23 protein-coding genes are annotated in these 23,568 nt (G+C 60.0%); 13 read left to right on the plus strand and 10 right to left on the minus strand.

Features of this window, described 5'->3' with window-relative positions:
* Positions 1-168: 168 nt before the first annotated feature.
* The 7 genes from BLU48_RS30280 (at position 169) to BLU48_RS30310 (ending at position 5,934) form a co-directional block, all read left to right on the plus strand.
* Complete coding sequence (locus tag BLU48_RS30280; protein ID WP_057025452.1) at positions 169-1,830, plus strand: OFA family MFS transporter; 1,662 nt, start codon at positions 169-171, stop codon at positions 1,828-1,830.
* Positions 1,831-2,062: 232 nt separating this feature from the next.
* The gene (hisB, locus tag BLU48_RS30285; RefSeq protein WP_003187781.1) at positions 2,063-2,659 is read left to right on the plus strand and encodes an imidazoleglycerol-phosphate dehydratase HisB; all 597 of its coding nucleotides are present in this window, start codon (positions 2,063-2,065) and stop codon (positions 2,657-2,659) included.
* The gene (hisH, locus tag BLU48_RS30290; RefSeq protein ID WP_043047298.1) at positions 2,659-3,297 is read left to right on the plus strand and encodes an imidazole glycerol phosphate synthase subunit HisH; all 639 of its coding nucleotides are present in this window, start codon (positions 2,659-2,661) and stop codon (positions 3,295-3,297) included. Before hisB ends, hisH begins: the two co-directional genes overlap by 1 nt.
* The gene (locus BLU48_RS30295; protein WP_005783916.1) at positions 3,298-3,555 is read left to right on the plus strand and encodes a DUF2164 domain-containing protein; all 258 of its coding nucleotides are present in this window, start codon (positions 3,298-3,300) and stop codon (positions 3,553-3,555) included.
* Between the two features lie 39 nt (positions 3,556-3,594).
* The gene (hisA, locus tag BLU48_RS30300) at positions 3,595-4,332 is read left to right on the plus strand and encodes a 1-(5-phosphoribosyl)-5-[(5-phosphoribosylamino)methylideneamino]imidazole-4-carboxamide isomerase (RefSeq protein WP_057025453.1); all 738 of its coding nucleotides are present in this window, start codon (positions 3,595-3,597) and stop codon (positions 4,330-4,332) included.
* Positions 4,333-4,341: 9 nt separating this feature from the next.
* On the plus strand, positions 4,342-5,112 hold the full coding sequence (gene hisF, locus BLU48_RS30305; protein ID WP_003171107.1) for an imidazole glycerol phosphate synthase subunit HisF: 771 nt from the start codon (positions 4,342-4,344) through the stop codon (positions 5,110-5,112).
* A 66-nt stretch (positions 5,113-5,178) separates the two neighbouring features.
* On the plus strand, positions 5,179-5,934 hold the full coding sequence (locus BLU48_RS30310; protein ID WP_057025454.1) for a substrate-binding periplasmic protein: 756 nt from the start codon (positions 5,179-5,181) through the stop codon (positions 5,932-5,934).
* Positions 5,935-6,113: 179 nt separating this feature from the next.
* On the opposite strand, the gene BLU48_RS30315 is transcribed toward BLU48_RS30310, so the two are convergent.
* The 4 genes from BLU48_RS30315 to gpmI form a co-directional block, all read right to left on the minus strand.
* Positions 6,114-6,887: a divergent polysaccharide deacetylase family protein gene (locus tag BLU48_RS30315; RefSeq protein ID WP_057025455.1), complete on the minus strand. Its 774-nt coding sequence runs from the start codon at positions 6,885-6,887 to the stop codon at positions 6,114-6,116.
* 2 nt (positions 6,888-6,889) lie between these two features.
* Positions 6,890-8,206, minus strand: coding sequence for a S41 family peptidase (locus BLU48_RS30320; protein WP_057025456.1), 1,317 nt, complete (start codon positions 8,204-8,206; stop codon positions 6,890-6,892).
* Positions 8,207-8,236: 30 nt separating this feature from the next.
* Positions 8,237-9,532, minus strand: coding sequence for a murein hydrolase activator EnvC family protein (locus BLU48_RS30325; RefSeq protein WP_046070507.1), 1,296 nt, complete (start codon positions 9,530-9,532; stop codon positions 8,237-8,239).
* A 257-nt stretch (positions 9,533-9,789) separates the two neighbouring features.
* Entirely contained in the window at positions 9,790-11,316 is a 1,527-nt protein-coding gene (gpmI, locus tag BLU48_RS30330; protein WP_057025457.1) for a 2,3-bisphosphoglycerate-independent phosphoglycerate mutase, read from the minus strand.
* 151 nt (positions 11,317-11,467) lie between these two features.
* On the opposite strand from gpmI, the gene BLU48_RS30335 reads away from it, so the two are divergent.
* Genes BLU48_RS30335 through secB form a run of 3 tightly spaced genes read left to right on the plus strand, consistent with a single transcriptional unit; the run spans position 11,468 to position 12,659 of the window.
* Entirely contained in the window at positions 11,468-11,881 is a 414-nt protein-coding gene (locus tag BLU48_RS30335; RefSeq protein ID WP_057025458.1) for a rhodanese-like domain-containing protein, read from the plus strand.
* A 1-nt stretch (position 11,882) separates the two neighbouring features.
* The gene (gene grxC / locus BLU48_RS30340; protein ID WP_057025459.1) at positions 11,883-12,137 is read left to right on the plus strand and encodes a glutaredoxin 3; all 255 of its coding nucleotides are present in this window, start codon (positions 11,883-11,885) and stop codon (positions 12,135-12,137) included.
* Positions 12,138-12,179: 42 nt separating this feature from the next.
* Positions 12,180-12,659 (plus strand): protein-export chaperone SecB, encoded by a 480-nt coding sequence (secB, locus tag BLU48_RS30345; protein WP_043047290.1) that lies wholly within the window; start codon positions 12,180-12,182, stop codon positions 12,657-12,659.
* Positions 12,660-12,785: 126 nt separating this feature from the next.
* Here secB and BLU48_RS30350 read toward each other — a convergent pair whose 3' ends face one another.
* Positions 12,786-13,241: a tRNA (cytidine(34)-2'-O)-methyltransferase gene (locus tag BLU48_RS30350; RefSeq protein ID WP_046070509.1), complete on the minus strand. Its 456-nt coding sequence runs from the start codon at positions 13,239-13,241 to the stop codon at positions 12,786-12,788.
* Between BLU48_RS30350 and BLU48_RS30355 the strand changes: the two genes are divergently transcribed.
* Positions 13,240-13,680, plus strand: coding sequence for a hypothetical protein (locus BLU48_RS30355; RefSeq protein ID WP_057025460.1), 441 nt, complete (start codon positions 13,240-13,242; stop codon positions 13,678-13,680). The two genes, BLU48_RS30350 and BLU48_RS30355, sit on opposite strands and share 2 nt — an antisense overlap.
* 450 nt (positions 13,681-14,130) lie before the next feature.
* Here the strand turns inward: BLU48_RS30355 and ntrC are convergent, their stop codons facing one another.
* From ntrC to glnA, 4 genes are all read right to left on the minus strand, one after another.
* Positions 14,131-15,567, minus strand: a complete 1,437-nt coding sequence (ntrC, locus tag BLU48_RS30365) for a nitrogen regulation protein NR(I) (protein ID WP_046070511.1) — start codon at positions 15,565-15,567, stop codon at positions 14,131-14,133.
* Positions 15,564-16,649, minus strand: a complete 1,086-nt coding sequence (glnL, locus tag BLU48_RS30370) for a nitrogen regulation protein NR(II) (protein WP_057025461.1) — start codon at positions 16,647-16,649, stop codon at positions 15,564-15,566. The genes ntrC and glnL overlap by 4 nt, the downstream gene beginning before the upstream one ends.
* 385 nt (positions 16,650-17,034) lie before the next feature.
* Positions 17,035-17,571: a chorismate mutase gene (locus tag BLU48_RS30375; protein WP_057025462.1), complete on the minus strand. Its 537-nt coding sequence runs from the start codon at positions 17,569-17,571 to the stop codon at positions 17,035-17,037.
* A gap of 144 nt (positions 17,572-17,715) precedes the next feature.
* Positions 17,716-19,122, minus strand: coding sequence for a glutamate--ammonia ligase (gene glnA / locus BLU48_RS30380; RefSeq protein ID WP_034117297.1), 1,407 nt, complete (start codon positions 19,120-19,122; stop codon positions 17,716-17,718).
* A gap of 333 nt (positions 19,123-19,455) precedes the next feature.
* Here glnA and thiI point away from each other — a divergent pair, with 333 nt between their 5' ends.
* A complete protein-coding gene (thiI, locus tag BLU48_RS30390; RefSeq protein WP_046070514.1) occupies positions 19,456-20,910 on the plus strand; it encodes a tRNA uracil 4-sulfurtransferase ThiI in 1,455 nt (484 codons plus the stop codon).
* A 139-nt stretch (positions 20,911-21,049) separates the two neighbouring features.
* Positions 21,050-22,870, plus strand: coding sequence for a translational GTPase TypA (typA, locus tag BLU48_RS30395; protein ID WP_043047284.1), 1,821 nt, complete (start codon positions 21,050-21,052; stop codon positions 22,868-22,870).
* A gap of 194 nt (positions 22,871-23,064) precedes the next feature.
* Here the strand turns inward: typA and BLU48_RS30400 are convergent, their stop codons facing one another.
* Positions 23,065-23,499 (minus strand): YkgJ family cysteine cluster protein, encoded by a 435-nt coding sequence (locus BLU48_RS30400; protein WP_003187815.1) that lies wholly within the window; start codon positions 23,497-23,499, stop codon positions 23,065-23,067.
* Positions 23,500-23,568 lie beyond the last annotated feature (69 nt).

Here is a 23,568-nt window from a genome sequence, read left to right on the forward strand (position 1 = left end):
GATTTTTCTGTCATCCACTGGTGCTAATCTCTGCACGTTCGTCCGCCTTCTGCGACTTAACGTCGCGCCTAAAAGGGAGCTTCACTCAACAAAACGGCCACGCTTTGCGTGCAAGGCCGAGGGAGAGAGCGCCTGACGGACGCATATTAATAACTGGGGGAAACACCAATGAGCACTAGCACTGTGGCCGGCGCCGTCGCCGCACAGCCCGCGTTCCTGTCCAAGGAACGCATCATCGCCAAGCCGGGGTTCAACCGCTGGCTGGTTCCACCGGCCGCCCTGGCCATCCACTTGTGTATCGGCATGGCCTACGGCTTCTCGGTATTCTGGCTGCCATTGTCCAAGGCGCTGGGGATCACCGCACCGGTGGCCTGCGCGCCGCACATGAGCTTCATCGCCCAAGTCTTCTCGTCTCAATGCGACTGGCCCATCTCCATGCTGGGCTGGATCTACACCCTGTTCTTCATCTTCCTGGGCTGCTCGGCAGCGATCTGGGGCGGTTGGCTGGAACATGCCGGGCCGCGCAAGGCCGGGGTTGTCTCGGCACTGTGCTGGTGCGGTGGCTTGCTGATTTCTGCGCTGGGTATCTATACCCACCAGATCTGGCTGATGTGGATCGGCTCCGGGGTCATTGGTGGTATCGGCCTGGGCCTGGGCTATATCTCGCCCGTATCGACCCTGATCAAGTGGTTCCCGGACAAGCGCGGCATGGCGACCGGCATGGCGATCATGGGCTTCGGCGGTGGCGCGATGGTGGGCGCACCCCTGGCCGCAGCGCTGATGGGCCACTTCTCTTCGCCGACCAGCGTGGGCGTATGGCAGAGCTTCGTGGTCATGGCGGCGATTTACTTCGTGTTCATGATCGGTGGCGCATTGCTGTACCGCGTGCCGCCGACCGGCTGGAAGCCTGAGGGCTGGACCGCGCCGGCGAAAAAAGCCAGTAACGCGATGATCACTCATCGCCACGTGCATGTGAATGTCGCGTGGAAAACCCCGCAATTCCGCCTGGTATGGCTGGTGTTGTGCCTGAACGTATCGGCCGGTATCGGCATCCTCGGCATGGCCTCGCCACTGTTGCAGGAAGTGTTCGGCGGCAAGCTGCTGGGTGTTGACGTGCCATTTGGCCAGTTGGATGCTGGTCAGCTTGCCTCCATTGCGGCCATTGCTGCTGGCTTTACTGGCCTGCTGAGCCTGTTCAACATCGGGGGCCGGTTCTTCTGGGCGTCGTTCTCCGATTATCTGGGGCGTAAAAACACCTACTTCGTGTTCTTTGCACTGGGCTTTGCCCTGTACGCGCTGATCCCGAACCTGGGGCACCTGGGTAACGTCGCGCTGTTCGTGGCCGCGTTCTGCATCGTGCTGTCGATGTACGGCGGTGGTTTTGCCACCGTCCCGGCTTACCTGGCTGACCTGTTCGGTACCCAGATGGTGGGTGCCATCCACGGTCGCCTGCTGACCGCTTGGGCGGCTGCGGGCGTGTTGGGGCCGGTACTGGTGAACTACCTGCGTGAATACCAGCTGAGCATCGGCGTTGAACGCGCTGCGGCTTACGACATCACCTTGTATATCCTCGCCGGCCTGCTGGTGCTGGGCTTTATCTGCAACATGCTGGTGCGCCCGGTGGCCGACAAGTACTTCATGACCGATGCGGAACTGGCCGCCGAACAGGCGCTGGGGCATGACAAAGGTGCCGATGCGACCACCGTGCTGGAGTGGAAAGCGTCCGCCGGCAGCAAGCCGTTGGCGGTTGCCGCCTGGCTGGTGGTAGGTATTCCGTTGGCGTGGGGTGTGTGGGTGACCCTGCAGAAGACCGCGGTACTGTTCCACTAACACTGCAAAACCCTTGTGGGAGGGGGCTTGCTCCCGATGGCGGCGCATCAGTCAGTGCATTGTTGACTGATCTACCGCTATCGGGAGCAAGCCCCCTCCCACATTGGTTATGCATGTATGCACATGTCTATCCCCGACACTCCATCAGTCTTATCCCCTCCGATGTTTCTGTTTAGCGCCCGCGCCCCTATAATGGCTGCCTTTTTCGCCCAATGATTTTGCGGAGCTGGTGATGGCCGAACGTAAGGCGTCTGTCGAGCGCGACACTCTGGAAACCCAGATCAAAGCCTCGATCAACCTGGATGGCACCGGAAAGGCCCGATTTGATATCGGTGTACCTTTTCTTGAGCACATGCTGGACCAGATCGCCCGTCATGGGCTGATCGACCTGGATATCGTCGGCAAGGGCGACCTGCACATCGACGACCACCACATGGTGGAAGACGTGGGCATCACCCTCGGCCAGGCCTTTGCCAAGGCCATCGGCGACAAGAAAGGCATCCGTCGCTACGGCCATGCCTATGTCCCGTTGGACGAAGCGCTGTCGCGTGTGGTCATCGACTTCTCCGGCCGTCCAGGCCTGCAGATGCACGTGCCCTACACCCGCGCCAACGTGGGCCGCGGCTTTGACGTCGACCTGTTCCAGGAATTCTTCCAGGGCTTCGTCAACCATGCACTGGTCAGCCTGCACATCGACAACCTGCGCGGCACCAACACCCACCACCAGATCGAAACCGTGTTCAAGGCTTTCGGCCGCGCGTTGCGCATGGCTGTGGAAGTCGATGAGCGCATGGGCGGGCAAATGCCGTCGACCAAGGGCGTCCTGTAATGCAGACGGTCGCGGTTATCGATTACGGCATGGGTAACCTGCACTCGGTGGCCAAGGCCCTCGAGCACGTAGGGGCCGGCAAGGTGCTGATCACCAGCGATGCCAATGTGATTCGCGAAGCCGACCGCGTGGTGTTCCCCGGTGTTGGCGCGATTCGCGATTGCATGGCCGAGATCCGCCGCCTGGGCTTTGACAGCCTGGTACGCGAGGTCAGCCAGGATCGCCCCTTCCTCGGTATCTGCGTGGGCATGCAAGCCTTGCTCGACAGCAGCGAAGAGAACGACGGCGTCGACTGCATCGGCCTGTTTCCGGGCCAGGTGAAGTTCTTCGGCAAAGGCCTGCATGAAGACGGCGAACATTTGAAAGTCCCGCACATGGGCTGGAACGAAGTGCGCCGCACCGTCGACCACCCGCTGTGGCATGAGATCCCGGACATGGCGCGCTTCTACTTCGTGCACAGCTATTACATCGCCGCCGGTGACCCGCGCCAGGTGGTGGGGGGTGGACACTACGGCGTTGATTTCGCCGCAGCCCTGGCCGACGGTTCGCGCTTTGCCGTGCAATTCCACCCGGAGAAGAGCCATACCCATGGCCTGCAATTGCTGCAGAACTTCGCCGCGTGGGACGGTCGCTGGTAAATGGCCAAGAAACCGAAACCGCCGATCTTGAACCTCACGCCCGAACAGGAGCGTGAGGCCACCGACAAGATCAAGCGGTTCATGGAGGACCGCTTCGAGCTCAAGCTGGGTTCGTTCGAGGTCGCCGAAATTCTTGAGTTGTTCACCACCGAAGTGGCACCGCATTATTACAACAGGGCGATTTTCGATACGCAGACGCTCCTCAAAGAAAGGTTCGAAAGCATCGAAAGCGACTTGTGGTCGCTTGAGAAACCCTGATTTCCCAAGCATTGCTGAATATCGAATAAGGTTTGCCAGATGCTGATTATCCCCGCTATCGATCTCAAGGACGGCGCATGTGTACGTCTGCGCCAGGGCCGCATGGAAGATTCCACGGTGTTCTCCGATGACCCGGTGAGCATGGCCGCCAAATGGGTGGAAGGGGGCTGCCGTCGCCTGCACCTGGTGGACTTGAACGGTGCCTTCGAAGGCCAGCCGGTCAATGGCGAGGTGGTCACCGCGATCGCCAAGCGCTACCCGAACCTGCCAATCCAGATCGGCGGCGGTATCCGTTCCCTGGAGACCATCGAGCACTACGTGAAAGCCGGCGTGAGCTACGTGATCATCGGCACCAAGGCGGTGAAAGACCCAGCCTTCGTCGCCCAAGCCTGCCGTGCATTCCCGGGCAAGGTTATCGTCGGCCTGGATGCTAAAGACGGTTTCGTCGCCACCGACGGTTGGGCAGAAATCAGCACCGTGCAGGTGATCGACCTGGCCAAGCAGTTCGAAGCCGACGGCGTGTCCGCCATCGTTTATACCGATATCGCCAAAGACGGCATGATGCAGGGTTGCAACGTGCCGTTCACCGCTGCCCTGGCGGCGGCGACGAAAATCCCGGTGATCGCCTCCGGCGGCATTCACAACCTGGGCGACATCAAGTCGCTGCTGGACGCCAAGGCCCCCGGCATTATCGGCGCCATCACTGGCCGTGCGATTTACGAAGGCACCCTGGACGTCGCCGAAGCTCAGGCTTACTGCGACGCCTACAACGGCTGAGGACTGACCATGGCGCTGGCCAAACGCATCATCCCTTGCCTGGACGTCGACAACGGTCGCGTGGTCAAGGGCGTCAAGTTCGAGAACATCCGCGATGCCGGCGACCCGGTGGAAATCGCCCGTCGCTACGATGAGCAAGGTGCCGACGAAATTACCTTTCTCGACATTACCGCCAGCGTCGACGGTCGTGATACCACCTTGCATACCGTCGAGCGCATGGCCAGCCAGGTGTTTATCCCGCTGACCGTGGGCGGTGGCGTGCGCACCGTGCAAGACATCCGCAACCTGCTCAATGCTGGCGCGGACAAGGTCTCGATTAACACCGCCGCCGTGTTCAACCCCGAGTTCGTCGGCGAAGCCGCGCAGCATTTCGGCTCGCAATGCATCGTCGTCGCCATCGATGCCAAGAAAGTTTCCGGCCCGGGCGAAACTCCGCGCTGGGAGATCTTCACCCACGGCGGGCGCAAGCCTACCGGGCTGGACGCAGTGGAGTGGGCGATGAAGATGGAAGGCCTGGGCGCTGGTGAAATCCTGCTGACCAGCATGGACCAGGACGGCATGAAAAATGGCTTCGACCTAGGCGTCACCCGCGCCATCAGCGATGCCCTGGGCATCCCGGTAATCGCCTCCGGCGGTGTCGGCAACCTACAGCACCTGGCCGATGGCGTGATCGAAGGGCATGCCAGCGCGGTACTGGCGGCGAGTATCTTCCACTTCGGCGAATACACCGTCCCCGAGGCAAAGGCCTACATGGCCGCGCGCGGTATCGTCGTCCGCTAAACGCTGCTGGACACCATGGCAGGCTCGCGGCACTCTCTGCGCTTGCCATGGATCCCGGTAGCCTTCATGTTCAAACACCTGCTGCTCGCCCTCGCCAGTTCCTCCATGCTCATGGTGGCTACGGCACACGCCGATGAATCGTCTGACACTTCCCTGGTGCTGCTGACGGAAAATTTCCCGCCCTACAACATGGCGAAAAACGGCAAGAACTTCGCCAAGGACGAGAACATCGAAGGCATCGGCGTGGACATCGTGCGCGAGACCTTCAAGCGCGCCGGCATTTCCTACAACCTCACCCTGCGTTTTCCTTGGGAGCGAATCTACAAGCTCGCCCTGGAAAAGCCCGGCTACGGTGTATTTGTCATGGCGCGGCTGCCGGACCGTGAAGCCTTGTTCAAATGGGTCGGCCCCATCGGCCCGGATGATTGGGTGTTACTGGCCAAGGCCGACAGCAAGATCCAGCTCAACGACCTTGAGCACGCCCGTGCCTACAAGATCGGCGCCTATAAGGGTGATGCCATTGCCGACACGCTCGATAAGCAGGGTCTCAAACCTATCGTCGTGTTGCGTGATCAAGACAATGCGCAAAAGCTCATGGACGGCCAGATCGATCTTTGGGCGACCGGCGATCCCGCAGGCCGTTACCTGGCGCGTCAGGTTGGTGTGACAGGGCTCAAGACCGTGCTGCGGTTCAACAGCGCGCAGCTCTATCTTGCGTTGAACAAGGACGTGCCTGATGAGGTGGTCGCCAAGCTCCAGGCGGCGCTGGATGAATTACGCAAGAGCGGTCGTGTAGACGAAATCATGGCGCGTTACCTCTAAAGCTGGCAGTTCCCTTGCAGCGCAGGGGAATCAGCAGAATAAACGCGGTCAAAAATGTGGGAGGGGGCTTGCTCCCGATGGCGGAGTGTCAGTCAATACATTCGGGGCTGGCCCACCGCATCGGGAGCAAGTCGAATCGTCGCACCGCCCCTCCCACATTGGATCTTCGCAACCTTCATTTAGCGGTAAATGCCGTTTTTGCCGTGCCCGGCCATAGCCCGATTACTGCGCACACTGATCATCAACTTGATATCGATCCACTCCACGCCCTGGGCCTTGAGCTTGGGCAGTTCGCGCTCCAGCACCGCCAGGGTCTGTGGGTAAGGGTGCCCGATCATCACCGCCGACCCCTGCTTATGCGCCAGCTTGATTGCGGTTTGCAGTTGGGTGGTAATCGCCGCCTCGGTGCGTTCGTCATCGAGGAATACATCCCGCGAAACATGGGCCAGGCCGATCTTCTGCGCCTCGGCGGCGGCGACGGTTTGCGCGCTGGTACGGCTGTCTACGAAGAACTTGTGACGTCGCTGCAGCTCAGCCATCAACCATGCCATCGCCTGCGGCTGCGCGGTCATGCGGCTGCCCATATGGTTGTTGATGCCGGCTGTATAGGGCACGGCCTGGAACGCGGCGTCCAGGCGCTTGCCGAGTTCTTCCACCGGCAGTTCGGGGTGCCAGGCGAAGGGCCCGGTGGCCGGGTCCATGGGCATGTGCAGGATCACGATCTTGCCGGCCTTGTGGGCCTCGCGGGCGAATTCGGCGGCGTGGGGCGTGTCGGGCATGATCGCGGTGGTTACCGGCCCAGGCAGGGCCAGCACACGACGATCCCGGGTCAGGTTTTGCCCGAGGTCGTCGATGATGAGGGTCAGGTAGGCTTCGTGTGGCTCGCTGGCCGAGGTCGCTTGAGCGACCCCGGCCAGGCTGCACAGCACAGCGATGATCAGGAAAAAACGCATGATCAACGGCTGCGGGTGATGCTCAGGCCCTTGAGCAGGCTCAGCGCCTGGGCCAACTGATAGTCATCGTCCTGCGGCATCGGCTTGGCTTTGGCGCCGCTGCCGGTCGGCTGGTCGGCGCCGCCGTTGCCATTGCCCAGGTGACCTTGCAGGTCGGCCTCTTTGTAGTACTCGCTGTCGATCTCGTTGGTGATCTTGGCCTTGCGCACTTCGATGTCCGGCACGATGCCCTGGGCCTGGATCGAGCGGCCGTTCGGCGTGTAGTACAGCGCCGTGGTGATCTTCAGCGCCCGCTCGTTGTTCAGCGGCAACACGGTTTGCACCGAGCCCTTGCCGAAGGTGGTGGTGCCCATCAGGACGCCGCGCTTCTGATCCTGCAAGGCGCCGGCGACGATTTCCGAGGCCGATGCGCTGCCGCCGTTGATCAGTACCGCCAGCGGCACGTTCTCGCTCAGGTCGTTGCCGGTGGCCGAGAAGCGCAGTTCGGAGTTGGCGATACGACCCTTGGTGTAGACAATCAGGCCCTTGGTAATGAAGTGGTCGACCACTTCCACCGCCGATTGCAACACGCCGCCTGGGTTGTTACGCAGGTCGAGCACGATGCCGTTGAGTTTCTTGCCGTTGTCCTTGCGCAGCTTGGCCAGGGCCTTGGCCACTTCATCGCCGGTCTTGACCTGGAACTGGGTGATGCGGATATAGCCGTAGCCAGACTCCAGCAATTGGCTCTTGACGCTCTTGACCGTGATGGTCGCACGGGCCAGGGTCACGTCAAACGGGTTGCCGCCGTCTCGTACCAGGGTCAGGGTGATTTTCTGGCCGAGCTTGCCGCGCATCTTGTCGACGGCCTCGGTCATGCTCTGGCCGCGGGTCGGCTGGCCGTTGATCTTCACGATCAGGTCGCCGGCCTGGATGCCGGCCTTGGACGCCGGAGTGTCGTCGATGGGCGAGACCACTTTGATCTGGCCGTCCTCGGAGCCCACTTCGATGCCCAGGCCGCCGAACTCACCGCTGGTGCTTTCCTGCAGTTCGGCAAAATCTTCCGGGCCCAGGTAGGCAGAGTGCGGGTCGAGGTTGCTGAGCATGCCCTTGATGGCATTTTCCAGCAGGGTCTTGTCGTCTACGGGTTCGACATAAGCTGCCTTGATCCGGTCCATGACCTCGGCAAAGGTGCGCAACTCGTCCAGCGGCAACGGTGCCTTGGTAGTCGCGGCCATGGCGGCGGGCGCAGCCGGTGCGGCCTGGTCGGCAAAAGCCAGAGGCGCGCCGATCACCAGGGCGATCGTCAGTGCCAACGAAGTGAGGCGGGACAAATGCAGCATGTCGAACGAACTCCTAATGTAGATGCGACCCTATCCTTGGGATCTGCACCATTGTGCAGGATCGCTCGGGCGACCCTGCTGACGAATAGCGAAGTACAGCGCCGGGGTGTCCTGGCCGCCACTGGTACCGACAGTGGAGATGGATTCACCGGCTTTTACAACATCACCTGCCGACTTGAGTAATGTCTGATTGTGGCCGTAAAGGCTCAAATAGCCATTGCCGTGGTCGAGAATCACCAGCAAGCCGGCGCCCCGCAGCCAATCGGCAAACACCACGCGCCCACCGTGGACGGCATGGACCTGGCTGCCGGCGGAGGCGCTGATCATCACCCCATCCCACTTGGCGCGGGTGTCATCGCCACGGGTTTCACCGAAGCGTGCCAGTAGTCGACCATCAACTGGCCATGGAAGTTTGCCCCGGGCTGATGCAAAAGGGCCGCCGAAGGACTCGCCGCTGCTGGACACCAGCGGGCCAGGGGCTGCGCGTGCCGGTTTGCGCGGTGCTGGCGCGTCGCTGCTGGCGGCCAGTTCGGCCTCACGCTGGCGCTTTTTTTCCGCTTCCTGCTGGGCGATCAGCGCTTTTTGCCGCGCCTCTTCGGCCTCGCGTGCCTGGCGGGCCAGGGTTTCTTCGATGGTCTTGAGCACTTTGGCCAGGTCGGCCTGGTCCTGCTCGCGGGCCTGGAGCTTGGCGTCGCGGGCTTTCACGTCGTTGTTGAGCTTGGCCAGCGCTTGCTGGCGTTCCTTGCGTACCTTGTCCAACTGGTCGCGCTGGGTATCCAGGGCGCTTTTCTGGTCGAGCAGTTGTGACTGCTGGTCGGCAATTTCCTGTTCGACATTGGCCAACTGGCGCAGGGTTTCGTTAAAACCCTTCAATTGCGCCAGGCGCGCCTGGCTCAGGTAATCGTAATACGTGAGGGTGCGGGCGAATTTTTCCGGGTTCTGCTGGTTGAGCAGCAGCTTGAGGTATTCCTGGCGGCCGCTCTGGTACGCGGCACGGGCCTGGATCGCGATCAGGCGTTGCTGTTCAACGCGTGCGCTCTGGAGTTTTTTTTTCTCAGCGTCGAGTCGCTCCAGTTCCGACTCGCTCTTCTTTAATTCTTTTTGCAACTCCTGGACCTGCTTCTCGAGCTTGCCCATTTCGGTTTCCGTGCCGCGCAGGTCTTTCTGCACGCCGGATTTTTCTTCCTGGAGCTTGCCCAGCAGCTTTTTCAGCTCGGCAATGTCCTGACGCGTAGCGTCCAGTTGTTGTTGGGTTTGTGCACGCTCATCGGCAAAGGCCGGTTGGAGCAGGCAGACAAGAGCGAGGGTTATCAAGGCGCGAAGCATAGAGGCGGGCGACACCAGGGAAAGGGACGGCCTAGTATGCCCGCCAAGCGCTGCAAAAAAAACGCCCAATTGGGGCTTGCGGGCAAGATAGGTGCCGAGTGGCAGTGGTATGGCAAAAAGATATCTACCAAACGCTGCAAAGCTAATGTGGGAGGGGGCTTGCTCCCGATTGCGGTGGGTCAGCTACTTATAAGCTGACTGATACACCGCTATCGGGAGCAAGCCCCCTCCCACACTGTTTTGTGGTGATGTCGAAATCAGACCAGGATTGAGGTCCCGGTCATCTCCTTCGGCTTCTCCAGCCCCATCAGCATCAGCATGGTCGGCGCCACATCCGCCAGCACGCCGCCATCACGCACCTTGAAGTTGCGTTTGCCAACGTAGATGAACGGCACCGGCTCGGTCGTATGGGCGGTATGCGCCTGGCCGGTGGACTCGTCGGACATCTGCTCGCAGTTGCCATGGTCGGCGGTGATCAACGCTTCGCCGCCGACTTTTTCCAGGGCGTCGACAATGCGGCCAACGCACAGGTCCAGGCATTCAACGGCCTTGACCGCCGCTTCCAGGTTTCCACTATGGCCGACCATGTCGCCGTTGGCGTAGTTGACCACGATCACGTCGTAACGCTGGTTGTCGATGGCATCGACGATCTTGTCGGTAACTTCCGGCGCGCTCATTTCCGGCTGCAGGTCGTAGGTGGCGACTTTTGGTGACGGGATCAGGATGCGCTCTTCGCCCGGGAACGGTTCTTCACGGCCGCCGGAGAAGAAAAAGGTCACGTGGGCGTATTTCTCGGTTTCGGCGATGCGCAGCTGGGTTTTGCCGTTCTTCGCCAGATAGTCGCCCAGCACGTTTTCCAGGCTGCCCGGGGCGAAAGCCGATGGGGCCGGGATGTTGGCGGCGTATTGGGTAAGCATGACGAACTCGACTTTCGGCTGGCGTGCGCGCTCGAAGTCCTTGAAACCCTCATCGACAAACACATGGCTCAACTCGCGGGCACGGTCGGCGCGGAAGTTCATGAACACCACGGCGTCGCCATCTTCGACCTTTACCGGCTCGCCGATGGTAGTGGCCTTGACGAACTCGTCGCTTTCGCCGCGGGCGTAGGCGGCTTCCAGGCCTTCCTGGGCGGTGGCGGCATGGAATTCGGCCTGGCCGTCGACGATCAGGTTATAGGCCTGGGACACGCGGTCCCAGCGGTTGTCGCGATCCATGGCGAAGTAACGGCCAACCAGGCTGGCGATACGGCCCTTGCCGAGGGCGGCGAAGGTGGTGTCTAGCAGTTCGATGGACGATTGCGCGCTTTTCGGCGGGGTGTCGCGACCGTCGAGGAAGGCGTGCAGGTAGATCTTGTCAGCCCCGCGCTTGAAGGCCAGTTCAGCCATGGCCACCAAGTGGTCCTGATGGCTGTGTACGCCGCCGTCGGAGAGCAGGCCCATGAAGTGCACGGCCTTGCCGGCGGCGACGGCTTTATCGACCGCAGCGCAGATGGTCGGGTTCTCGAAGAACTCGCCATCGCGGATCGCTTTGGTGACACGGGTGAAGTCCTGGTATACCACTCGTCCGGCGCCGAGGTTCATGTGGCCGACTTCCGAGTTGCCCATCTGGCCGTCCGGCAGGCCCACGTCCATGCCGGAACCTGAGATCAAACCGTTGGGTACGGTGGCGGCCAGGCGATCCAGTACCGGCTTGTTGGCCGAGTACACGGCGTTGTCGTGGTGGCTTTCACTGTGTCCGAAGCCATCGAGAATTATCAGGACCAAAGGTTTAGGCGTAGTAGTCATAGATCCTCTCGCGGCGGTAATAAAGGAAGACAATTGAAAAGGGAGTGGCAGTTTAAAGCGAAGTTCCAACCACGTCACCGCTTTACGGGGGTTGGCCGCCCCTGGCGCCTGTGTATACTTACCGCCATTTTAACGCCCTGGAACCTCCTTGATGGTTGATCACCTGATTGCATTTGCCACTGCCCACTACCTGCTCGTGGGTGCCTTCGTCATCCTGCTGGCGCTGCTGATCGCTCATGAACTGAGCCGCGGTGGTCGCAGCCTGAGCACGTCGGAGCTGACCGCGCTGGTCAACAAGGATGAGGCCGTTGTCGTCGATATTCGCCCGGCCAAGGATTTTGCCGCCGGTCATATCGTCGGTGCCCTTAACATCCCGCAGGACAAGCTGATCGCACGCTTGGCCGAGCTGGAAAAATACAAGGCCAAGACCATCATCCTGGTCGACGCCCAAGGCCAGCACTCCGGCACCCACGCCCGCGAGATGCTCAAGTCCGGCTTTACCGCCGCCAAGCTGTCGGGTGGTATCAGCAGCTGGCGTGGCGATAACCTGCCGCTGGTGAAGTGATATGAGCCAGGTTGTCGTGTATTCCAGCGATTATTGCCCTTATTGCATTCGAGCCAAGCAGTTGCTCCAAAGCAAGAAGGTGGCCTTCGAAGAGATCAAGGTCGATGGCAAGCCCCAGGTGCGCGCTGAAATGGCCCAGAAGGCCGGCCGCACGTCGGTCCCGCAGATCTGGATCGGCGCCAGGCATATCGGTGGCTGCGATGACCTGTTCGCCCTGGAGCGCGCCGGTAAACTCGACGCGCTGCTGCTCGTCTGACTCCTAACCCCTTAAAGACCCCAAGATAGAGAAGGATCTGCGATGACTGACCAACAGAACACCGAAGCAGCAGAAACCCAAGGCCCACAGTTTTCTCTGCAGCGCATCTACGTGCGTGACCTGTCGTTCGAAGCGCCGAAAAGCCCGGCCATCTTCCGTCAGGAATGGACCCCAAGCGTTGCGCTGGACCTGAACACCCGTCAGAAAGCCTTGGAAGGCGACTTCCACGAAGTCGTGCTGACCCTGTCGGTTACCGTCAAGAACGGCGAAGAAGTAGCCTTCATCGCTGAAGTGCAACAGGCCGGTATCTTCCTGATCCAGGGCCTGGACGAAGCGTCCATGAGCCACACCCTGGGTGCGTTCTGCCCGAATATCCTGTTCCCGTATGCCCGCGAAACCCTGGACAGCCTGGTCACCCGTGGCTCGTTCCCGGCGCTGATGCTGGCTCCGGTGAACTTCGATGCTTTGTACGCCCAAGAGCTGCAGCGCATGCAACAGGAAGGCGCGCCGACGGTTCAGTAATCTCGAACCCGACGCAGCACCCAATGTGGGAGGGGGCTTGCTCCCGATAGCGGTGGAACAGTCACTTAGATGTCGACTGACACTCCGCCATCGGGGGCAAGCCCCCTCCCACATTTGTTTTGTGTGTTACTTGAAACCGAGCTGACGCCAGCCTTCGTAGACGGCGACGGCCACGGTGTTGGACAGGTTCAGGCTGCGGCAGCCCTCGCGCATCGGCAAGCGCAGGCGGTGGCCGTCGGGCAGGGCGTCGAGCACGTCGGCCGGCAGGCCACGGCTTTCCGGGCCGAACAGGAAGGCGTCGCCTTCGGCAAAGCTGGCATCATGAAACGGCCGTGAGCCCTTGGTGGTGAACGCAAACAGCCGTGGATGGCCCAGGCTTTCCAGGCAGCTGGCCAGGTCGGCATGGCGCTGGAGGGTGGCGTACTCGTGATAGTCCAACCCGGCGCGGCGTAGGCGCTTGTCGTCCATGTCAAAGCCCAGCGGCTCGATCAAATGCAGGTGGCAGCCACTGTTGGCGCACAGCCTGATAACGTTGCCGGTATTCGGCGGAATTTCTGGTTGAAAAAGGATGACGTGAAACATGCACGGCTCCGAAGGCAAAGATGCGCTGCATTCTACCCCTGAAGACGACCCCAGGCCGAAGCTATTGCCGAGGGTCTTGGGTTCGTTGGCGATTGTCGGCTTGATGATTGGCCTGATGATTGGTCGCCTGACCACCCCAGACCCGGTTGAGCTGCAGCAAATAGAGACGGCGACGGACGGCATCGTGGTGTGGTTCAACAGCGAGCCCAAGCTGCATGGCGAACATATTGATGGCACCGTGGCGCTGCTGTTCGACGCACTGGGCAAACCTGCCGGCGGGCAACTTAAGGTCAATGACAAGGATGTGAACTGGCGCGTGCGCAAGACCGATGGCGGTTTGCTGCTGAACCTGGTGGCGGCGCGGCCATTGCGAGGGGAATGGAAAGGCGAGCAGGTCGATGACCGCTGGCGGCTGGAGGTCCATCTCCAAGAGCAATAAAAGAGGGAGTTCCCGGCCTGCCTGTACCAGGGCTCCCAAAAGCGTGAAGCCCAAGGGCTCCGTATAAAAGAGGGGATTCTCGGCCTGCCTGTACCAAGGTCCCCGAAACTGGGTCGTACCAGGGTTATTGCAGGGGGCGTGCCAGAGTCGTCGATTTGTGCCAAATAATGTCTTCAGAAAGCCCAAAGCGCCGGATTACGGGGCTTTGGTGTTTTTGCAGCTCAATATTTTCCGGGCTGTTCGGTTGTTTCATCTTTGAAAGGTCTGCCCGATGCCGGTTCATGGTGCATCGAAGCGGTGCACAATCCTGCGGCCTTGTAGAGATCCAAATGTGGGAGGGGGCTTGCTCCCGATAGCGGTGTATCAGTCAGCAACTCTGTAGCTGACCCACCGCCATCGGGAGCAAGCCCCCTCCCACATTAGACTTTCCAGTGGATCTGAGAGGTGTGATCAGGCGTCATCGCTTTCGTCGTCATCCCCCCCATCCACCTTCATCCCCAGCTCCTTGATCTTGCGCGTCAGGGTATTGCGTCCCCAACCGAGCAACACTGCCGCATCGCGACGACGACCGGCGGTGTGCTTGAGGGCAGTCTCGATCATGATCCGCTCGAACGCCGGAACGGCGCTGTCCAGCAGGTTCGACTGGCCGCGGGCCAGGGCCTGGTCGGCCCATTGGCGCAAGGCCTGTTCCCAGTTGGTCACCGGGGCCGAATCCTGCGGCAGGCTGAGCAGCTCAGGCGGCAGGTCGCTGATATGCACTTCGCGCCCGGACGCCATCACGGTGATCCAGCGGCAGGTGTTTTCCAGCTGGCGCACATTGCCGGGCCACGGCAGGTTCTTGAGGTATTCCTCGGTCTCGCTTTTGAGCAGCTTCGGCTCTACGGCCAGCTCCAGGGCGGCGCGGCTGAGGAAATGGCGGGCGAGGGTGGGAATGTCTTCGCGGCGGTCCGACATGCGTGGGATATGGATGCGGATCACATTGAGGCGATGGAACAAGTCCTCACGGAATTTGCCCGCGTGTACCAAAGTTTCCAGGTTCTGGTGGGTGGCCGCAATGATGCGCACATCGACCTTGACCGGCGTATGCCCGCCGACGCGGTAGAACTCACCGTCTGCCAATACCCGCAGCAAGCGCGTTTGGGTATCGGCCGGCATATCACCGATTTCATCGAGGAATAGCGTACCGCCGTCGGCCTGTTCAAAACGCCCGCGCCGCAGGTTGGCGGCGCCGGTGAATGCACCTTTCTCATGACCGAACAGCTCTGACTCCATCAAGTCCTTCGGGATCGCCGCCATGTTCAGCGCGATAAACGGCGAGGCCGCCCGTGGGCTGTGGCGGTGCAGTGCATGAGCCACCAGCTCTTTGCCGGTACCTGACTCGCCGTTGATCAGCACGGTGATGTTGGAGTGGCTCAAGCGCCCGATGGCGCGAAACACTTCCTGCATCGCCGGCGCTTCACCGATGATTTCCGGGGTGCGGGTCAGGGTGGGCGGGGCTTCCTGGTTCTGTTGTTCCTGGGCGTGCTGGTTGGCACGCTTGACCAGCGCCACTGCCTCATCCACGTCAAACGGCTTGGGCAGGTACTCAAAGGCGCCGCCCTGGTAGGACGCGACAGCGCTGTCCAGGTCCGAGTGCGCAGTCATGATGATCACTGGCAGGCGCGGGTGCTGCTCGCGGATGCGTGCGAGCAAGTCCAGGCCACTGGCGCCGGGCATGCGGATGTCGGAGATGATCACGTCTGGCTGCTGGCGCGCCAGGCGGCTCATCACGCCGTCGGCGCTGTCGAAGCTCTGGGTGGTCATGCCTTCCTGTTGCAAGGCTTTCTCCAGGACCCAGCGGATAGAACGGTCGTCATCGACGATCCAGACAGTTTCACTACGGCTCATGTCGTGGGGGCTCCTTGTTCCAATGGCAGGAAGATCGAGAACGTGGTGTGGCCAGGATGGCTTTCACATTCGATCAGGCCCTGGTGCTGGCTGATGATGTTCTGGGTAATGGCCAGGCCCAGCCCGGTACCGTCCGGGCGGCCGCTGACCATGGGAAAGAAGATGGTTTCCTGCAATTCGGTCGGGATGCCCGGGCCGTTGTCGATTATCTCGACCTTGGTTACCAGGCGATGGCGCACATGGCCGATGGTGAACTGGCGCAGGGCGCGGGTGCGCAGGCTGATGCGGCCCAGGCGCAGCTCGTTCTGGCTGCTGATGGCCTGCATGGCGTTGCGCACGATATTGAGCACCGCCTGGATCATCTGCTCGCGGTCGATCAATACGTCGGGAATGCTTGGGTCGTAGTCGCGTACCAGGGTGATGCAGCCCTGGCTCTCGGCCTCGACCAGATGGCACACGCGCTCCAGCACCTCATGCACGTTGGTCAATGCCAGGGACGGCAGCTTGTTGGAGCCGAGCATGCGGTCCACCAGGTTGCGCAGGCGGTCGGCCTCTTCAATGATGACGTTGGTGTAGTCCTTGAGATGCTCCTCCGGCAGCTCGCGGGCCAGCAACTGCGCGGCGCCGCGAATGCCGCCCAGGGGGTTCTTGATCTCATGGGCCAGGCCGCGTACCAGCATCTTGCTGGTTTCCTGCTTGGACAGTTGCGCCTCTTCCTTGGTGATGCGCAGCAATCGGTCGCGAGGATGCACTTCGAGCAACAGCAGGGTGGCGCCGTTGCTCAGGATCGGGGTCACGGCGTAATCGACGGTCAGGGTCTGGCCGGTGAGAGCAGTGAGCATTGCTTCGCGCTTGGTGAACGGGTGCGCCTGCTCCACCGCCTGGCGCAACGAGCTCAAGGCCTCGGCCGACTCGGTGAACAACTCGCTGATGAACTGCCCATGGCTGCGCTGGCCGCTGATGGCCAGAAGCATCTCGGCCGCCGGGTTCATGTACTCAAGGCGCAGGTCGGCATTGAGCAGGATGGTCGCGGTGGTCAGGTTGTCGAGTAACAAACGGTGCAGTGCATCGCTGATGGTCATCGGGACCTCTTTTGGAGCAAGGCGCGGGCTTGAGGCACACGCTGATACGAGGAAAATGCAAAAACCAAACCAAGGCTCCGAAAAGAAGCGTTAAAGCCCTGAAATAGGCGTTTGTGGCGCGAAACTGTGGCGTTCTGCCAGCTTATACGGGAAGTTTCGAACCAAAATGGGCTGTGGCTGGAGTGAGGGTGCAACCTATCGCACCAATATAGTGCGGTTTCGTGAAGGTTGTTCAGGAAGCTGCCAGAGATGGCCCTGAATGCATACAGCCCAAATGTGGGAGGGGGCTTGCTCACGATAACGGTGGGTCAGTCAAACCAATGTCGACTGACACACCGCTATCGGGAGCAAGCCCCCTCCCACATTTTTACCGGGTTTGCAGTCATTAACCTTTATAGATGCAGAGTTCGGCGGTGGCGCGGATCATTGCCAGTTGGCGCAGCGGATCGTTCAAAGGCTCATGCACCGCCTCGGCCAGCCACTGCGGGCACTGCGGGTCGGTGCGTTGTGGGGTGAAGTCGGCCAGTTGTTGCAGCAGACGTTTTTGAAGCTCATCCAACTGCGGGCGAATCTGCTTGACCAGGTCCGGGCGCGGATCGTCCGGTGCCTTGCCCTGGAACTGCCAGTCGGACAGGTGGGTGTATTGCACCAGTTTGTTCGCTTCGATCTGTGCCGAGAAAAACTGCTCGGCGGCGGCGGGGTCAAGCTTGTAGCTCGGGGCTTGGGCGACGACGCTGGCGATCACTTCCTGCTCGCGTTTTTGGTCTTCGACGGGCTTGTGGCTGTCCCATTTGCTCAAGGCCACCTGGTCGGCAATCTCCAGGCGTTCGGCGATGCTGTTGAGCAGTGGCTCCAAGGTAGGTGGGGCGGCGTAAACACCGGCGCTGACGACCAGCAGGGCGAACACGAATTTATGTTTCAACGCAGATCTCCTTGTGGGAGGGAGCAAGCCCCCTCCCACCTTTTTGATTGGGTTTGCAGATTTGAAGCTGCATAACTCCCAGGCAAAAAAAGACCTCCCGGAGGAGGTCTTTTTCATCACGCCACGTTAAGCAGCGCTACCGGATCAGCAGCTGTAGTACAGCTCGTATTCCAGTGGGTGTACGAAGGTGCGAACCTTGATTTCTTCTTCGCTTTTCAGCTCGATGTAGGCATCGATGAAGTCGTCGCTGAATACGCCGCCCTTGGTCAGGAACGCACGGCCCTTGTCCAGCTCTTCCAGGGCTTCTTTCAGGCTGCCGCACACTTGTGGGATCTCTTTGGCCTCTTCAGGCGGCAGGTCGTACAAGTTCTTGTCGGCGGCATCGCCTGGGTGGATCTTGTTCTGGATGCCGTCCAGGCCGGCCATGACCAGGGCAGCGAAGGCCAGGTATGGGTTGGCCGCTGGGTCCGGGAAACGCGCTTCGATACGGCGAGCGCGAGGGCTGGACACGTAAGGAATACGGATCGAGGCGGAACGGTTGCGGGCCGAGTAGGCCAGCATTACCGGCGCTTCGAAACCTGGCACCAGACGCTTGTAGGAGTTGGTCGACGGGTTGGTGAAGCCGTTCAGGGCCTTACCGTGCTTGATGATGCCGCCGATGAAGTACAGGGCGGTGTCGGACAGGCCGGCATAACCTTCGCCAGCGAAGGTGTTCTTGCCTTCTTTGGCGATGGACAGGTGAACGTGCATACCCGAACCGTTATCGCCGTACAGTGGCTTAGGCATGAAGGTCGCGGTACGGCCGTACGCATCGGCCACGTTATGTACGCAGTACTTCAGGGTTTGTACTTCGTCAGCCTTGGCGACCAGGGTGTTGAACTTCACACCGATTTCGTTTTGGCCGGCAGTGGCCACTTCGTGGTGGTGAACTTCGATGACCAGGCCCATTTCTTCCATGGCGTTGCACATGGAGGTACGGATTTCGTGGTCGTGGTCGAACGGCGGAACTGGGAAGTAGCCACCTTTGATGCCCGGACGGTGGCCCTTGTTGCCGCCTTCGATGTCTTGGTCGGACATCCACGAACCCTGTTCGGAGAAGATCTTGAACATGGAACCGGAGATATCGGACTTGAACTTGACCGAGTCAAAGATGAAGAACTCTGGCTCAGGACCAACGAATACGGTGTCACCGATACCGGTGGACTTCAGGTATTCCTCGGCACGCTTGGCGATCGCACGTGGGTCGCGGTCGTAGCCTTGCATGGTCGAAGGCTCGATCACGTCGCAGACGATGATCAGGGTTGGGTCTTCGGTGAACGGGTCGAGCACGGCAGTGCTGTCGTCCGGCATCAGGATCATGTCGGAAGCTTCGATGCCTTTCCAGCCAGCAATGGAGGAGCCGTCGAACATTTTGCCTTCTTCGAAGAAAGCGTCATCCAGCGCGTCGCGAGCCGGCATGGTCACGTGGTGCTGAGTGCCTTTGGTGTCCGTGAAGCGCAGATCAATCCATTTAACGTCATGATCTTTGATGAGTTGAACCGACTTCGACATGGTGTCCTCCGGGTGGCTTCGGGCTGGGTAGTGGAGTTAGCCCTTAGAATGTGGGTGATGCCGGCGCGGATACTCCGCCATGGCAACCTGCCTCACAAGAGAGCAAATTGCATGCCAGTGCGCCAACATGGCCGTTTTGCCTCAAAATGGCCCCTATAAAGGTGCAATCCGTCAAAACGCAATAAATAGCGCACTGCAATGTAGCGTTTATTTGTGCAAATGACCCGTTTTGGTGCGTTGCACAAGCGGTGCATATTAACTGGTTAAACCTTGAGCGATTTCCGCTATAATCCGCGCCCCCCTTTTTCAGCAGGCCCGGCGCGCGCTGTTTCCATGAAATTAATCGTTAAAGTCTTCCCCGAGATCACCATCAAGAGCCGACCGGTACGGACGCGTTTCATCCGTCAGTTGGCCAAGAACATCCGTGCCGTGCTCCGTGACCTGGACCCGGCTGTGGTGGTGAACGGCGTGTGGGACAATCTCGAGCTGGAAACCCGTATTACCGACGCCAAAGCCTTGAAGGACATGACCGAGCGCCTGAGCTGCATGCCGGGCATCGCGCATTTCCTGCAGGTGGATGAGTACCCGCTGGGTGACTTCGACGACATCACCGACAAGTGCAAGCAGCACTACGGCAGCTCGCTGGAAGGCAAGGTTTTTTCGGTGCGTTGCAAGCGTGCCGGCAAGCACCCGTTCAGCTCCATGGACGTCGAGAAATACGTCGGCAGCAAGCTGCGTCGCGAGTGCGGCGCCGCTGGAATTTCCCTCAAGGCGCCGCAAATTGAAGTGCGCATGGAAATTCGCGACCAACGGTTGTTTGTGATTCACAGCCAGCACGACAGCATCGGCGGCTACCCGTTGGGCGCCCTGGAACAGACCCTGGTATTGATGTCCGGCGGTTTCGATTCCACGGTGGCGGCCTACCAGATCATGCGCCGCGGCCTGATGAGCCACTTCTGCTTCTTCAACCTGGGCGGGCGTGCACATGAATTGGGCGTGATGGAAGTCGCGCACTACATCTGGAAGAAGTACGGCAGCTCCCAGCGTGTGCTATTTGTGAGCGTGCCGTTCGAGGAAGTGCTGGGGGAAATTCTCGGCAAAGTCGATAACAGTCATATGGGCGTGGTATTGAAGCGTATGATGTTGCGCGCTGCCTCGCGAATTGCCGATCAACTGCAGATCGACGCGCTGGTGACCGGCGAAGCGATTTCCCAGGTATCCAGCCAGACGCTGCCGAACCTGTCGATCATCGACTGTGTTACCGAGAAGCTGGTGCTGCGCCCGCTGATCGCCAGCCACAAGCAGGACATCATCGACCTGGCAGAACAGATCGGCACCGCCGATTTTGCCAAGCATATGCCTGAGTACTGCGGGGTCATCTCGGTGAACCCCAAGACCCACGCCAAGCGGCATCGCGTGGAGCATGAAGAGAAAGAATTCGACATGGCGATTCTGGAGCGTGCGCTCGAGAATGCCAAGCTGGTGCCAATCGATCGCGTCATCGACGAGTTGGGCCAGGATGTGCAAATCGAAGAAGTCAGTGAGGCCCTGGCCGGCCAGATCGTCATCGACATCCGTCACCCGGACGCCGCTGAAGACGAGCCGCTGGAAATTACTGGCATCGACGTGCAAACGCTGCCGTTCTACGCACTGAACGCGCGTTTCAAGGAACTGGATAACAGCCGTCAGTACCTGCTGTATTGCGACAAAGGCGTGATGAGTCGCCTGCATGCCCACCATTTGCTCAGTGAGGGGCATGCCAATGTGCGCGTTTATCGACCGAGCTAAGAGCCCGGGGCTGTTTGCCTGTGGCCTGCGTCACCGGCCCCCCGACTCTGCCGTCAAGCTGTAACGGCAAGGCCTGACTCTACTGTTAATCGCTGCCACGACCTGTCAGCACACCGAATCCTCTGATCGAGATACACAAGTGATCGAAAATCTACGTAACATCGCCATCATTGCCCACGTTGACCATGGTAAAACCACCCTGGTAGACAAACTCCTGCGTCAATCCGGCACCCTGGAGCGCAACGAGCTCAACGACGAGCGCGTGATGGACTCCAACGACCAGGAAAAAGAGCGCGGTATTACCATCCTGGCAAAAAACACCGCTATCAACTGGAACGGCTACCACATCAACATCGTGGATACCCCGGGCCACGCCGACTTCGGCGGCGAAGTAGAACGCGTAATGTCGATGGTTGACTCCGTTCTGCTGCTGGTTGACGCTCAAGACGGCCCTATGCCGCAAACCCGTTTCGTGACCAAGAAGGCCTTCGAAGCCGGCCTGCGTCCGATCGTGTGCATCAACAAGGTTGACCGTCCAGGCGCGCGTCCGGACTGGGTTCTGGACCAGATCTTCGACCTGTTCGACAACCTCGGCGCCACCGAAGAACAGCTCGACTTCCAGGTTATCTACGCCTCGGCCCTGAACGGCATTGCTGGTCTTGACCACAACGACATGGCTGAAGACATGACCCCGCTGTACCAGTCGATCGTCGACAACGTACCGCCGCCGAAAGTTGACCGTGAAGGCCCGTTCCAGATGCAAATCTCGGCACTGGACTACAACAGCTTCCTGGGTGTTATCGGCGTTGGCCGTATCGCTCGTGGCAGCGTCAAGCCGAACACCCCGGTTGTCGCTATCGGTGCCGACGGCAAGAAGCGTAACGGTCGTATCCTGAAGCTGATGGGTCACCACGGCCTGCACCGCATCGACGTTGAAGAAGCGTTTGCCGGCGACATCGTGTGCGTGAGCGGCATGGACTCGCTGTTCATCTCCGACACCCTGTGCCAGCCAGACAACGTCGAGGCGATGAAGCCTCTGACCGTTGACGAGCCAACCGTTTCCATGACGTTCCAGGTAAACGACTCGCCGTTCTGCGGTAAAGAAGGCAAGTTCGTGACCTCCCGTAACATCAAGGAGCGTCTGGACAAAGAGCTGCTGTACAACGTTGCACTGCGCGTTGAAGAAGGCGACTCGGCTGACAAGTTCAAAGTCTCCGGCCGTGGTGAGCTGCACCTCTCGGTACTGATCGAAACCATGCGTCGCGAAGGCTTCGAAATGGGTGTTGGTCGTCCGGAAGTGATCATCCGTACTGTTGACGGCGTGAAGCAGGAACCGTTCGAAAACGTCACCATCGACACCCCTGAAGAATCCCAGGGCAAGGTCATGGAAGAGATGGGCCTGCGTAAGGGCGACCTGACCAACATGGTGCCGGATGGCAAGGGCCGTGTACGTCTGGAATACAACATCCCTGCTCGCGGTCTGATCGGTTTCCGTAACCAGTTCCTGACCCTGACCAACGGTGCTGGCATCCTGACCTCGATCTTCGATCGTTACGACACCATGAAGTCCGGCGACATGTCCGGCCGTCAGAACGGTGTTCTGGTATCGGTAGAAACCGGCAAGGCGCTGACCTACTCCCTGGAAACCCTCCAGGCGCGTGGCAAGCTGTTCGTTGAACACGGTCAAGAGATCTACAACGGCCAGATCGTTGGTCTGAACAGCCGTGACAACGACATGGGCGTCAACCCAACCAAAGGCAAGAAGCTCGACAACATGCGTGCTTCGGGCAAAGACGAAACCATCGCTCTGGTCCCACCTGTTCGCTTCACCCTGGAACAGGCCCTGGAATTCATCCAGGATGACGAGCTGTGCGAAGTCACGCCTAAGTCGATCCGCCTGCGTAAGAAGATCCTGGACGAAGGCGAGCGTACCCGCGCTGCCAAGAAAGCCAAGAACTGAGTTAACTCAGGCTGAATGAAAAACGCCCCCGGTCGAAAGGCCGGGGGCGTTTTTTTATGCCTGCTGGTTTTGTGCTGACTGTACCGGCCTCATCGGGGGCAAGCCCCCTCCCACATTTTGTTCTGTGAACACATTCGAAGTGTGGGAGGGGGCTTGCCCCCGATAGGGCCCTTGAGAACCCCACAAACCCTGGATCAGAACTTATCGAGAGTCTTGAAGTTGGTCTCGCGCACCACTTCTTTCGGCTTATACGCACAATACCCCGGTCGCGGCCCGATTTTCGGGTGGTTGCGGCAAGTATCCGGGCGCTTGTCATAAATAGTGCAGAAGCGCGTCTTACGATCCAGGTACAGGCAGTCGTTGTTGCTCATGCGCTGCAGGGTAAAAATCTCGGATTTGTTGTTGTAGCGCTCGACGATGCCTTCCTTCTGCAAGCGCTTGGCGATGTTCTTCGGCGGGTCGCCGCGCTCGAACTCATCTACGATGCCAATGCGGATCAGGTCTTTGATCTTCACCTCCACCGGCAGGGTGCAGCAGCTGGACACGCAGCCGCCGCACATATGGGCGGAATATTTCTGCCACGTTTCGAGACGGTCGAGTTCCGCGGCGGCGATCAGTTGAGGCTTCATCAGGGTTCCAAGGTGGGGCGGTGTCCGGGCGCGCGATCATACCGGGATTGATGATTTTTTGAACAATAT

This window comes from Pseudomonas synxantha (genome assembly GCF_900105675.1).
Classification (GTDB): Bacteria; Pseudomonadota; Gammaproteobacteria; order Pseudomonadales; family Pseudomonadaceae; genus Aquipseudomonas; species Aquipseudomonas synxantha.

Coding starts and splice junctions, on each gene's coding strand:
- BLU48_RS30280 (WP_057025452.1), top strand. CDS start 169: ATGAGCACTAGCACTGTGGCCGGCGCCGTCGCCGCACAGCCCGCGTTC.
- hisB (WP_003187781.1), top strand. CDS start 2,063: ATGGCCGAACGTAAGGCGTCTGTCGAGCGCGACACTCTGGAAACCCAG.
- hisH (WP_043047298.1), top strand. CDS start 2,659: ATGCAGACGGTCGCGGTTATCGATTACGGCATGGGTAACCTGCACTCG.
- BLU48_RS30295 (WP_005783916.1), top strand. CDS start 3,298: ATGGCCAAGAAACCGAAACCGCCGATCTTGAACCTCACGCCCGAACAG.
- hisA (WP_057025453.1), top strand. CDS start 3,595: ATGCTGATTATCCCCGCTATCGATCTCAAGGACGGCGCATGTGTACGT.
- hisF (WP_003171107.1), top strand. CDS start 4,342: ATGGCGCTGGCCAAACGCATCATCCCTTGCCTGGACGTCGACAACGGT.
- BLU48_RS30310 (WP_057025454.1), top strand. CDS start 5,179: ATGTTCAAACACCTGCTGCTCGCCCTCGCCAGTTCCTCCATGCTCATG.
- BLU48_RS30315 (WP_057025455.1), bottom strand. CDS start 6,887: ATGCGTTTTTTCCTGATCATCGCTGTGCTGTGCAGCCTGGCCGGGGTC.
- BLU48_RS30320 (WP_057025456.1), bottom strand. CDS start 8,206: ATGCTGCATTTGTCCCGCCTCACTTCGTTGGCACTGACGATCGCCCTG.
- BLU48_RS30325 (WP_046070507.1), bottom strand. CDS start 9,532: ATGCTTCGCGCCTTGATAACCCTCGCTCTTGTCTGCCTGCTCCAACCG.
- gpmI (WP_057025457.1), bottom strand. CDS start 11,316: ATGACTACTACGCCTAAACCTTTGGTCCTGATAATTCTCGATGGCTTC.
- BLU48_RS30335 (WP_057025458.1), top strand. CDS start 11,468: ATGGTTGATCACCTGATTGCATTTGCCACTGCCCACTACCTGCTCGTG.
- grxC (WP_057025459.1), top strand. CDS start 11,883: ATGAGCCAGGTTGTCGTGTATTCCAGCGATTATTGCCCTTATTGCATT.
- secB (WP_043047290.1), top strand. CDS start 12,180: ATGACTGACCAACAGAACACCGAAGCAGCAGAAACCCAAGGCCCACAG.
- BLU48_RS30355 (WP_057025460.1), top strand. CDS start 13,240: ATGCACGGCTCCGAAGGCAAAGATGCGCTGCATTCTACCCCTGAAGAC.
- BLU48_RS30350 (WP_046070509.1), bottom strand. CDS start 13,241: ATGTTTCACGTCATCCTTTTTCAACCAGAAATTCCGCCGAATACCGGC.
- ntrC (WP_046070511.1), bottom strand. CDS start 15,567: ATGAGCCGTAGTGAAACTGTCTGGATCGTCGATGACGACCGTTCTATC.
- glnL (WP_057025461.1), bottom strand. CDS start 16,649: ATGACCATCAGCGATGCACTGCACCGTTTGTTACTCGACAACCTGACC.
- glnA (WP_034117297.1), bottom strand. CDS start 19,122: ATGTCGAAGTCGGTTCAACTCATCAAAGATCATGACGTTAAATGGATT.
- thiI (WP_046070514.1), top strand. CDS start 19,456: ATGAAATTAATCGTTAAAGTCTTCCCCGAGATCACCATCAAGAGCCGA.
- BLU48_RS30400 (WP_003187815.1), bottom strand. CDS start 23,499: ATGAAGCCTCAACTGATCGCCGCCGCGGAACTCGACCGTCTCGAAACG.